This window comes from Nostocoides japonicum T1-X7, from assembly GCF_001046855.1.
GTDB classification, from domain to species: Bacteria; Actinomycetota; Actinomycetes; order Actinomycetales; family Dermatophilaceae; genus Nostocoides; species Nostocoides japonicum.
In genome coordinates, this window is record NZ_HF570958.1 from 2,361,961 (window position 1) to 2,372,546 (window position 10,586).

Annotated in this window: 9 protein-coding genes and 1 pseudogene; 5 read left to right on the forward strand and 5 right to left on the reverse strand. The window is 73.8% G+C overall.

From position 1 onward, the window contains the following. Positions 1 to 99 precede the first annotated feature (99 nt). The gene (locus tag BN12_RS10545) at positions 100 to 558 is read left to right on the forward strand and encodes a CPBP family intramembrane glutamic endopeptidase (protein WP_268807029.1); all 459 of its coding nucleotides are present in this window, start codon (positions 100 to 102) and stop codon (positions 556 to 558) included. Next, complete coding sequence (locus BN12_RS10550; protein WP_053080006.1) at positions 555 to 1,472, forward strand: transglutaminase-like domain-containing protein; 918 nt, start codon at positions 555 to 557, stop codon at positions 1,470 to 1,472. Before BN12_RS10545 ends, BN12_RS10550 begins: the two co-directional genes overlap by 4 nt. 29 nt (positions 1,473 to 1,501) lie before the next feature. Here BN12_RS10550 and BN12_RS10555 read toward each other — a convergent pair whose 3' ends face one another. From BN12_RS10555 to BN12_RS10575, 5 genes are read right to left on the reverse strand one after another with little or no spacing between them, the layout of a single operon-like run. Then, positions 1,502 to 2,866, reverse strand: coding sequence for a transaminase (locus BN12_RS10555; protein ID WP_048552308.1), 1,365 nt, complete (start codon positions 2,864 to 2,866; stop codon positions 1,502 to 1,504). Between the two features lie 22 nt (positions 2,867 to 2,888). Further along, complete coding sequence (locus BN12_RS10560) at positions 2,889 to 4,178, reverse strand: hydroxyacid-oxoacid transhydrogenase (protein ID WP_048552309.1); 1,290 nt, start codon at positions 4,176 to 4,178, stop codon at positions 2,889 to 2,891. A 5-nt stretch (positions 4,179 to 4,183) separates the two neighbouring features. Further along, positions 4,184 to 4,783, reverse strand: a complete 600-nt coding sequence (locus BN12_RS10565; RefSeq protein WP_048552311.1) for a maleylpyruvate isomerase N-terminal domain-containing protein — start codon at positions 4,781 to 4,783, stop codon at positions 4,184 to 4,186. 37 nt (positions 4,784 to 4,820) lie between these two features. After that, positions 4,821 to 5,672 carry an ABC transporter permease gene (locus BN12_RS10570; RefSeq protein WP_083454560.1) on the reverse strand — a complete coding sequence of 284 codons (852 nt, stop codon included), beginning with the start codon at positions 5,670 to 5,672 and terminating at the stop codon, positions 4,821 to 4,823. Continuing rightward, complete coding sequence (locus BN12_RS10575) at positions 5,669 to 6,580, reverse strand: ABC transporter ATP-binding protein (protein ID WP_048552314.1); 912 nt, start codon at positions 6,578 to 6,580, stop codon at positions 5,669 to 5,671. Before BN12_RS10575 ends, BN12_RS10570 begins: the two co-directional genes overlap by 4 nt. A 200-nt stretch (positions 6,581 to 6,780) precedes the next feature. On the opposite strand from BN12_RS10575, the gene BN12_RS10580 reads away from it, so the two are divergent. The 3 genes and pseudogenes from BN12_RS10580 to BN12_RS25125 all read left to right on the forward strand — a co-directional run. Then, complete coding sequence (locus BN12_RS10580) at positions 6,781 to 8,949, forward strand: acyltransferase family protein (RefSeq protein ID WP_048552316.1); 2,169 nt, start codon at positions 6,781 to 6,783, stop codon at positions 8,947 to 8,949. Between the two features lie 11 nt (positions 8,950 to 8,960). Beyond that, a complete protein-coding gene (locus BN12_RS10585; protein ID WP_048552318.1) occupies positions 8,961 to 9,725 on the forward strand; it encodes a TIGR03936 family radical SAM-associated protein in 765 nt (254 codons plus the stop codon). A gap of 161 nt (positions 9,726 to 9,886) precedes the next feature. Next, positions 9,887 to 10,586: pseudogene (locus BN12_RS25125) on the forward strand (hypothetical protein); the annotation flags it as partial.

A 10,586-nucleotide genomic window follows, 5' to 3' on the forward strand; every position in this document is an offset into this window, starting at 1 on the left:
CCCCCCCCCCCCCCCCCCCCCCCCCCCCCCCCCCCCCCCCCCCCGGCCGCCGGTCTCGGCCACCCGGCCCCGGCTCCGTGGCTCGACCTCGGAGCCCTGCTGCCCGGCCTCGGCGCCATCCTCGCCGGGAGCCTCGGCGAGGAGCTCGGCTGGCGGGGCCTGGCCCAGCCGGCCCTCGAGCGTCGCCGCTCGGTGTTCGGTGCGGCCGTCGTCGTCGGCGTCCTGTGGGCGACGTGGCACTGCTGGGCCGTCCTGGCGCCGGGCGGCACGGGCGACTGGCGAACCGACGTGCCGGTGACCTACCTCCGACTCGTCCCGACCGCCGTCATCTACGCCTGGATCCTCACGGCGTCACGGGGCAGCCTGCTCGCCGTCATGGTCGCCCATGCCGCCCACGACGTGGCGGTCACGGCGATCCCGGTTCCGGACGACGACCCGACGCTGGGCGTCCTCGTCGCCGTCCTCTACCTCCTCGGGGCGGCGGTCGTCTGCGTCGCGGCACGCCAGCAGCTCTTCCGGGCCCCCGGCGGTCGGGAGCCGGGCAGACTGGGCGGGTGAGTCCCGTCCCCGACCCGGCCAGCCACACGGCATACTCCGATCCCGGCCCCTGGGCAGGGCGGCTCCGGGAGCTGCCGGACGACGTCGAGTCGTTGTGCGCCGCGTCACGCAACGTCATCGTGCACTACCGGGCCGAGCTTCCGGAGATGACTCCTGACCGGCTCCCCGAGGTCAACAGCCGCTGGCTGCACCGGATCCTCGAGCGGGACCAACGCCGGTTCGCGACCCCGCTGCTCGCCGAGAGGCCGCCGACCGAACGGGTCGCGGGATGCTGCCGCGACCACAGCCTGTTCCTCACGGCAGCCCTGCGGGAGCGCGGCATCCGGGCCCGCAACCGGGTCGGGTTCGCCCGGTACCTCTCCGCCGACTGGGTGTTCGACCATGTCGTCACCGAGTACCACGACGGCGATCGATGGGTGCGCACCGACCCGGAGTTCGCGGCGGGGCAGCTCGCCGTCGATGTCCGCGACCTTGGTAGGGGCCCCGACTCGCCGTTCCGCACGGCCGCCGAGACCTGGCTCGCCCACCGCGACGGCACGCTGGACGTCGGGGATCACGGCGTGTTCCCCGGGGCCGGGCCGGACCTTCGCGGACCGGGCTTCGTGCGCCACTACGTCGTCATGCAGCTGGCGCACCGGTACGGCGACGAGCTGCTCCTCTGGGACACCTGGGGTGCCATCGCCCCCGACGGGCCGGCGCTCTCCGACGAGGAGGTCGACGACATCGCTCGGCGTCTGGTGGCCGCCGACGCCGACGTCGAGTCTCCCGCCTCCCGGGCCGCGGACGAGGAGCTGTACGCCGTCTACCGGAGCGACGCCCGGCTGCGCCCCGGAGCCGTGATCCGGCAGCTGTCGCCCCTCGGCACGGAGTCGCAGGTGGTCGACCTGACCGACGACGGCCGGCCCCGCGGATGACGGCGCCTGCGCCGTAGGCCCGCGCGACCTCAGACGAGGGCGGCGGCGACCTCCCGGAGGACGGCCAGGTGCCGGTCGACGTCGTCGGCCGTCGTCGTCGGACACATGAGCGCCATGTTGTGGAAGGGGGTCATGAGGACACCCCGGTTCGCCAGGGCGACGTGGAGACAGGCGTCGAGGTCCTCGTCGGCCGCCGCGGCGGAGTCCTCACCGGTATGCGGGGCGGGGCGGGTGAACCGGTACTCCGCGCGCGCCCCGACCTGACCGACGCTCCACGGCAGGTCGAGGTCGTCGATGACCGCCTGGACGCCCTCGGCATACCGCGTGCCGAGCGCGACCATCCGGGTGAAGGCCTCCTCGGTGAGGACCTCGCCGAGGGTGGCCCGCATGGCGGCCGTCGAGAGGGCGTTGCCGGCCAGCGTGCCGCCGACGCCTCCGACGTCGACGATGTCGGCCTCGCCGGACTGGGTGCGCGCGAGCACGGCGTCGGCCACCGACGACCGCAGGCCGTAGGCGCCACAAGGGATTCCGCCGCCGATGGACTTGCCGATGACGAGGATGTCGGGCTCGAGTCCCCAGGCCCGGGTCGCGCCGCCCCAGCCGGCCGAGAAGGTGTGCGTCTCGTCGATCATGAGGAGGACGCCGAAGCGGCTCGCGAGCTCGCGAAGGCCCTTGTGGAATCCCTCGTCGGGCAGGACGATGCCGATGTTCGTCAGGGCCGGCTCGGTGAGGATCGCCGCGACGTCGCCGTGCGTCAGCGCCGCCTCGACGGCGCTGAGATCGTTCCAGGGCACGGCATACGTCGTCTCGGAGACGGGAACGGGAGGGGCGACGTTGCCGGGCCGCGTCACGGTCGTCCCGCCCGGCCCTGGCACGGCGAACGTCTCGTCGACCGTGCCGTGGTAGCAGTGACCGAAGACGAGGACCTTGGGGCGGCCGGTCACGAGGCGGGCGAGCCGGACGGCCCAGCGGTTCGCGTCGGTCGCCGACAGCGTGAAGGACCAGCGGGGGAGACCGAAGCGGCGCTCCAGCTCGGCCCCGACCCACTGGGCGTCCGGCGTGGGAAGCATCGCGGTGACCCCGCCGAGCTCGCCCATCCGGCGAGCCACCGCGCGAACCGTCGCCGGTGGCGCATGACCGGCCATCGCCCCGGTGTCGCCGAGGGCGAAGTCGAGCAGCTCGACGCCGTCGAGGCAGGTCACCCGGTTGCCGCTCGCGCGGTCCAGCTGGAGCGGGAACCCGCCGGCCCACATGTTCATCCACGTCATCGGGACGTGTCCGAAGAGATTCGTCGCGGCGTCGTAGCCCGCTCGGCACAGGGGGTGGGCATCGGCGTAGGCGGCCGTCTCGCGGGCGAGGAGGGTGGCGACGGAGGCAGGGTCCACGGGGCTCATGGCCTCACGGTAGGGCGTCGGCTCACCAGAGCGTGAGGGACTCCTCGAAGATCGCGGCGAGGTCGTCGGCGGTCACCGGGAGCGGTGCCGTGGCGAGCATCCGCCGCTGCTGCAGGGCTCCGTCGACGAGGCCGGGGAGGTCCGCGCGGGTGTACCCGACGGCGGCCAGGCCGTTCGGCAGCCCGATGTCGCTCATCAGCGTCCGGAGGACGTCGGGCAGGATGCGCGCGTCGCCGTGCCGCGTGTCGACCGACGGGTCGAGCCACTGCGCGGCTCCGAGGTGACGCCCCGTCGAGGCGGGGAAGGTGGCGTGGAAGGAGGCGGGCGCGGTGAGGGCGACGGCCGTGCCGTGCGGGATCATCGGCTCGTCCTGCGGGTACCCGGCCGGGCGGAAGTCCTTGACCCGCCCCGCGATCGGGTAGGCGTTGGCGTGCGGCACGTGGACGCCGGCATTGCCGGACGCGAGCCCCGCGAAGACCGCCGCGAGGGTCATCTCGTCGTGTGCGGTCGTGTCCTGCGACGTCGTGTCCCCGGCGTCCGCCACCGCCTGGCGCAGCGACGACGCGAGCAGCCGCAGCGCCTTCTCCGCCCAGACGTCGCTGATGGGGTTCGCCCCGCAGCAGGGGCCCCGCTGCTCGGGGACCCCGCGCTCGAATGCCGTGTACGGCCGGGCCGTCCACGCCTCCAGCGCATGGCAGAGGACGTCGAAACCCGTGGACGCGACGACAGCCGCCGGTCGGGTCGCGGCGAGGGCCGGGTCGACCACGGCGAGGGCGGGCCGCAGTGCCGGGTGGCCGATCCCGGTCTTGGCGGGGACGTCGATGACACAGCTCGTCGCGCTCTGCGACCCCGTCCCCGTCGTCGGCACCGCGACGAGGGGACGGAGCGGTGCGCTCGGCGCGCGGCCGCCGACGGGTGCGTCGGCGTAGTCCATGAGGTCGCCCGGATTGGTCGTGAGGAGGTCGACCGCCTTGGCCGTGTCGATCGACGACCCGCCGCCGACCGCGAGGAACGCGTCCCACGGCCCGGTGTCCCGGGCGTGGGCCACCGCGTCGCGCAGGCTGGCGTCGGTCGGCTCGACGTGCACCCCGGCATACGTCCCGACCTCGAGGCCACCGGAGCGCAGGGTGGCGGCGACCCGCTCGGGCCAACCGGTCGCGAGGACCCGCGGGTCGGTGACGAGCAGCACCCGGGTGGCGCCGAGACGCGCGAGGGAGGGCCCGACCTCGAGGGCGGCGCCGCGGCCGACGCTGAGCCCCGGCGCGGCATACGTGAAGACGCTCTCGGGGTTGTCCGCGCGAGAGCGGGGCATCCGCGTCAGCCCTCCGCAGGGTGCGGCTGGTCGTCCTCGCGAGGGCCGAACACGCCGACGTCCGCGAGCTGCTCGGCCGACGCGCCGGGGAACAGGTCGCGCAGCTGCCGCTGCGACCGACGGGAGAAGTACCCACGGAACAGCTCGTATGCGGGTGCGTCCGCGTCGCCGAGGATGCGGGCGAGCCGCGGGCGGACCGCCTCCACGACGGGCTCCCACGTGTCGGCGGCCGGTCGCGAGAGGCCGAAGGCCTCGTGGAGGTCGGCGAGGTGGACCGACCGGTCCCAGACGATGATGGGCCTGCCGCCGTCCGCGAGCATCGCGCACACGGGGTCGACGGTCGCGCCGACCTCGGCGAGCAGTTCCGCGACCGGGGTGTCCGCTCGCGCGGTGACGTGGCGCTCGGTCCACGCCGGAGAGGGCGCGTCGTCGGCGTCGCCGGCGAGGATGCTCGACGGACCGCCCGCGAGGTGGGCGAGCACCTCGCGGGCGGTCCAGGACGGAGTGGCGGGCACGGTGGTCGCCAGCTGCTCCTCGGTGAGACTGCTGCCGAGCTTGACGAGCCGGTCGGTGCAGGCACGGAAGACGACGCCCCAGTCGGTCATGGCCCGACGATAGTCGCCCGGCGCGCTCGCCTCACTCCTACTTGACCTCCGAGCGGCGCATCGTCCACAGGCCGACGGCGAGCGGCAGGACGAGCCAGACGAGGCCGGTCACGGCGAGGTACCCCCAGTCGGCGGCGCGCATCGCCGTCGCGTCGAAGAGCGCGGTCTGGTTGTCCTGGAAGTCGACCCAGTGCCGGATGTCGCTGAACCAGTGCTGCGAGGCCGCGAGGATGCTTGTGAGCGTCGGGAGGACGAACGAGTAGACGAAGTAGCCGACGATCGCCCCGGCGGAGCTGCGGATGAGGATGCCGAGCATGAAGCCGGTGAGGAGTCCGAGGACGTTGGCGAGGATGATCGTGCCGAGCTGGACGAAGGAGATGTTCCACGTCGTGTCGACGCCGGCGATCGCGGAGCCGACGACGTTGCCGACCGCGCCGATCCCGAACGCGAGGAGCATCGACACGACGCCGACGGCGACGGATGCGACGAGCTTCGCGCCGATGACGCGCGACCGGTTCGGCACGAGGGTGAAGGTCGTCAGCCCGGTGCGTTGGCTCCACTCGCTCGTCACCGAGAGGATGGCGATGACGGGGAGCAGCACGGACATGGGGAAGCCGATCGCGGTGCCGAAGGCCTCGTAGGTGATGCTGCTGTCCGGCGCGAAGGCGATGACGGCGGCGGTCGCGAGGATCGACGTGATGCCGATGCTCGCGAGGAGCCAGAACCCGGACCGGGTGTCGAACATCTTCCGCAGCTCGATTCGGAGGATCCTGCCGAAGGGGATGGGCGCGTATGCGGTGGGCCGGGTCGCCGCGTCGCGGCCGAGGGTGCTCACGTGGTCGAGCGTCGTCCTCGTGGACGGGACGGGGACCGTCGTGCTGGTCGTCATGCTGCTGCTCCTTCGGGGGTCGTGTCGCGCTGGGAGTCGGAGGTGAGCTCGAGGAACATCTCCTCGAGCCCGGCGCCCTCGGCGGGGCGCAGCTCCTCGAGGGGAACCCCGGCGGTGAGGGCCACGAGACCGACGTGGCGGGGGTCGCCCTCGACCCGGAGCGCGTCGGGGCCGCAGGCGTGGGCGACGAGCCCGGCGTCGGCGAGCGCCTGCGCCAGGGTCGCGACCTCGGGGGTGCGCACGAGCGTGCCAGCGGCGGCCAGGAGCTCCTCCTTGGCGCCCTGGGCGATGATCCGCCCGTGGCCGATGACGACGAGGTCGTCGGCGACCACCTCGATCTCGTGGAGGAGGTGCGAGCTGAGCAGGACGGTGCCGCCGCGGTCGGCGTAGTCGCGCAGCAGGTCGCGCATCCAGCGGATGCCGGCCGGGTCGAGCCCGTTGGCCGGCTCGTCGAGGATGAGGACGGACGGGTCCCCGATGAGCGCCGTCGCGATGCCGAGCCGCTGCCGCATCCCGAGGGAGTAGTTGCGCACCCGGCGGCCCGCCTCGGCCCGGGTGAGGCTCACGAGGTCGAGCATCGCCTCGACCCGTCCGGCCGGCACCCCGAGGGTCCGCTGGGCGATGGTGAGGACCTCCCGCCCGGTGCGGCCGGCGTGCTGTGCCGACGCGTCGAGGAGGACCCCGACCTCCCGGCCGGGGTTCGGCAGGTCGGCGTACCGGCGACCGCCGACCGTCGCATACCCGGCGGTCGGGGGTGTGAGCCCGACGACGACCCGCATCGTCGTGGACTTCCCGGCCCCGTTGGGCCCGAGGAACCCGGTGACCCGGCCCGGCCGAGCCGTGAAGGAGACGTCGTCGAGCGCCTGGAAGGCGCCGTACCGCATGGACACTGAGGTGACTTCGATCATGGCTCCACAGCCTTCCGGCCGCTGAGCGCCCGCGACATGGGGTTCCCCACCCGGCGACCCCGGATCCGACCCTGACCGCCTCTCAGGGTCGTCGCCCCGCCGCCGCGACCCCCACCGTGGACGGTGGGACGCGAACCGTACCCGAATCGTTATCCTGGCGGACGATCCACCCCTGCCACGACCGAAGTTGCCGCCTCTCCGTGACCACCCCGCTGATCGCTCGACGCGTCGAGCGCACCCCGTCCGCGACCCGTCCAGCCGTCCGAGCCGACATCCAGGCCCTTCGCGCCCTCGCCGTCACGCTCGTCGTCGTCTACCACCTGTGGCCCACGAGGCTTCCCGGCGGTTTCGTGGGAGTCGACGTCTTCCTCGTCATCTCGGGGTTCCTCATCACCTCGCACCTGCTCCGGCGGCCGCCCCGGACCGGACGGGACCTCGCGAGCTTCTGGGCGCGCCGGATCCGGCGACTGCTGCCCGCCTCGCTCCTCGTCCTCACGACGACCCTCGTCGTCTCGCGCCTCGTCGCGCCGGAGACCCAGTGGGAGAACACCGCCCGGCAGACGGCGGCGGCCGCGCTCTACGTCGTCAACTGGCGGCTCGCCGCGGACTCCGTCGACTACCTGGCGGCCGAGAACGCGCCGACGCCCGTCCAGCACTTCTGGTCCCTGTCGGTCGAGGAGCAGTTCTACGCCGGTTGGCCCGTCCTCGTCCTCCTCCTCGTCCTGCTCGCGGGTCTCGGCGCGCGGAGGGCACTGCGAGCCGGCGGACCCGGACAGCCGGTGCCGGAGCGCCGGCTCGGGCTCGTCGTGCCGCTGGGTCTCGGCGCGGTCGTGCTCGCCTCGCTCGTCCTCTCGATCCGGGCGACGGCGTCGGAGCCGGCCTCCGCATACTTCATCACGCCGACCCGCATCTGGGAGCTCGGCATCGGGGGACTCCTCGCGGCGTGGCTGGCATGGAGGGGTCGTGAGGGGGTGACCCGCCACGGGCCGACGGCGACCGTGCTCGGTTGGCTCGGGCTGGCCGTCATCGTCTGGACCGGCTTCGCGTACTCCGGCGCCGTTCCGTTCCCCGGGTGGCGGGCAGCCCTCCCCGTCCTCGGGGCCGCGGCCGTCATCGCCGCGAACGCGCCGGCACGTCTGCCCTCGCCGACCCGGGTCCTCGGAGTCCGTCCCGTCCAGTGGCTCGGAGACGTGTCCTACTCGGTCTACCTGTGGCACTGGCCGCTCATCGTCCTCGTCCCGTATGCCACGACGGGCGGCCGTGGGCTCGTCGACGACGCCGGCATCGTCCTGCTCACCCTCGCCCTCGCGCCCGCGACGAAGCGCTTCGTGGAGGACCGGTTCCGGTTCCCGCGGGCCGGCACGCCACTGCGCCGGCCCTACCTGTATGCCGCGGCCGGCATGGCGGTCGTCGTCGGTCTCGCGGGCCTGCAGATCGCCGAGGTGCACCATCGCGAGGCTCAGGCGCGGGCCGCCCTCGACAAGGCGACGACGAGCGGGGACCCGTGCCTCGGCGCGGCGGCCCTCGACGATCCGACGGCGTGCCCGCGGACGACGGCGGCGCCGGTCGTCCCGGCCCCGGCCGAGGCCGCCAAGGACAAGTCCGATGCCTACCCCGAGGTGTCCGGAGGCAAGGACTGCTGGTCCTACCAGCCGCGTTTCCGTGTCATCACGTGCACCTTCGGCGACCCGCACGGGACCGTCGACGTCGCCCTCCTCGGCAACTCGCACGCGGGGCAGTGGCTGCCGGCCCTCGAGGTCCTCGCACGCCAGCGCGGCTGGCGGATCACCACGTACCTGGCCTCCCGCTGTGCCTCGAGCGACGTCGACCAGAGGTTCGACACCCCGGCCAAGGTGCGACGGTGCCGCGCCTGGGGCCGTGACGCCGTGCGACAGATCGCCGACCGTCACTACGACCTCGTCGTCGTGAGCAACCGCATCTCGCTGCCCGCCGACGGGCTGTCCGGGTCCCGGAGCGTCGCGGCATACCGCGACGGGGACGTGACGATGCTGCGCCGGCTGCACGCATCGGGTGCGGCGGTCGTCGCGATCCGGGACACTCCGGCGCCCTTGCGGTCGGTCCCCGACTGTCTCGCGGAGAACCCGAAGGACTTCACGGTGTGCTCGGGTCCGCGCAGCCGGTGGCGGTCCGACGATCCCGTCGCGGAGGCGGCCGAGCAGGTCCCTGGGGTGGTCACGGCCGACCTCGACGACCACATCTGCGGTCCCCGGACCTGCGATGCCGCGGTCGGCGGTGTCGTCGTCTACTTCGACGAGACCCACCTGACGGCCACCTACTCCCGCACCCTCGCCCCCTATCTCGGCTCGGTCCTGGCGCGTGCCCTCCCCGGGGGTGGCGGGCCGACCTAGGCTTGTCGCCCATGGCAGCCCACCGCGTTCCCGAGGGTCCGCCGCCTGCGCCGGTGGTCCAGAAGCTGCGCATCCGGTATGCCCGGCGCGGCCGTCTGCGGTTCTCCTCGACCCGTGACTTCTCGCGGGCCCTCGAGCGGGCGCTGCGCCGCGCCGGGGTGCCGATGGCCTACTCCGCGGGGTTCCACCCGCACCCCCGGATCTCCTACGCCAACGGGGCCCCGACGGGGGCGGCGAGCGAGGCCGAGTACTTCGAGATCTCGGTGACCGAGCGTGTCGACCCGGATGCGGTGCGTGCCGCCCTCGACGAGGCGCTCCCCGACGGCCTCGACGTCCTCGAGGTCGTGACCGCCGGACCGGGTTCGCTCGCCGACCGGCTCGTGGCCAGCGTGTGGCGCCTGGAGTTCCCCGGCGTCGCGGTCGAGGAGGTGACCGGCGGCATACGGGCGCTTCGGGCGCAACCGGAGGCACTCGTGACCCGGACCTTCAAGACCGGCCCGAAGACCTTCGACGTCCTCCCCCCGATCCTCTCCGTCGACGTATCGCAGGACGAGAGCGACCCGGCGGAGCAGTCGCCATGTGCGATACTGACGATGGTCGTGCGGCACACCACACCTGCCACCCGACCCGACGACGTCCTGACCGCGCTGCATGCGATCGGGTTCGCGCCGGTCAGGCCACCGAGGGTGACCCGGCTCGCGCAGGGACCTGTGACCGATGGCGGCGCCGGGGTGGCCGATCCATTGGCTGCCGACAAGGACAGCGTCGCCTCCTGACGCGGTGCCGCGAGCCTTCGCGAGCCGCAGGGGAGTGAGCAACGACTTCCGGGTCGGGCCCGTCCCGACACGATCGAGCCGACGGCCGACGGCCGACGGGTGCCGCTGCAGCTGGCGGTGCCGGATGTGGCGTCCTCCGTCCGCCGTGGAAGGACGCCACCGTGGCATCCATCGACGAGCCGTATGCGGACCAGGCCGTGCCGGAGGACGTCACCGATCCGGTGATCGTCCCGCCTGCGGAGGCCGAGGAGTTCGCGAGCCCCGACGGCTCCCTGTCGTCGTCCGAGCCACCCGCGGCGGAGGAGCCGGCCAAGAGGCCTCGCCGGCGGCCGTCTCGCGCCGCGGGCACCCCGACGCAGGAGCAGCGGCCTGCCGGTCCCGAACCGGTCAGCGAGGATGGGCCGGTCGCCGAGGATGAGCCGGTCGCCGAGGACGAGCCGGCCGCCGACTCCGGTGCCGAAGACGTCGCCGGCGACCTCGCGGCGGCCGACGAGCCCGCGCCGAAGAAGAAGCCCGGCAAGAAGGCATCGAAGAAGGGCGCGAAGAAGAAGGCCAAGCCCACGCCGTCCGACGCCCCGGACGATCGTGTCGTCGGCGAGCCCGATGTCGCTGACGGGGCACCGACCGGGTCGACGGACGCCGAGCGCGCCGAGCCCGAGGGCACGGACCAGCAGCCCGCCGACGAGGACCCGACGGACGAGGACACCGACGAGGAGGGCGAGGCCACCGCCGCGGACCCGCGGTCCGCACCGGCGACGCCCGTGGTGCCGGGGTTGGGCCCGCTCTTCCAGGCGCCCGACCTGGAGTCGGCTCCGGTGCGTCGGCGCGCGACTCGCAGGGCGTCGTCGCCCGTCGTCGCCC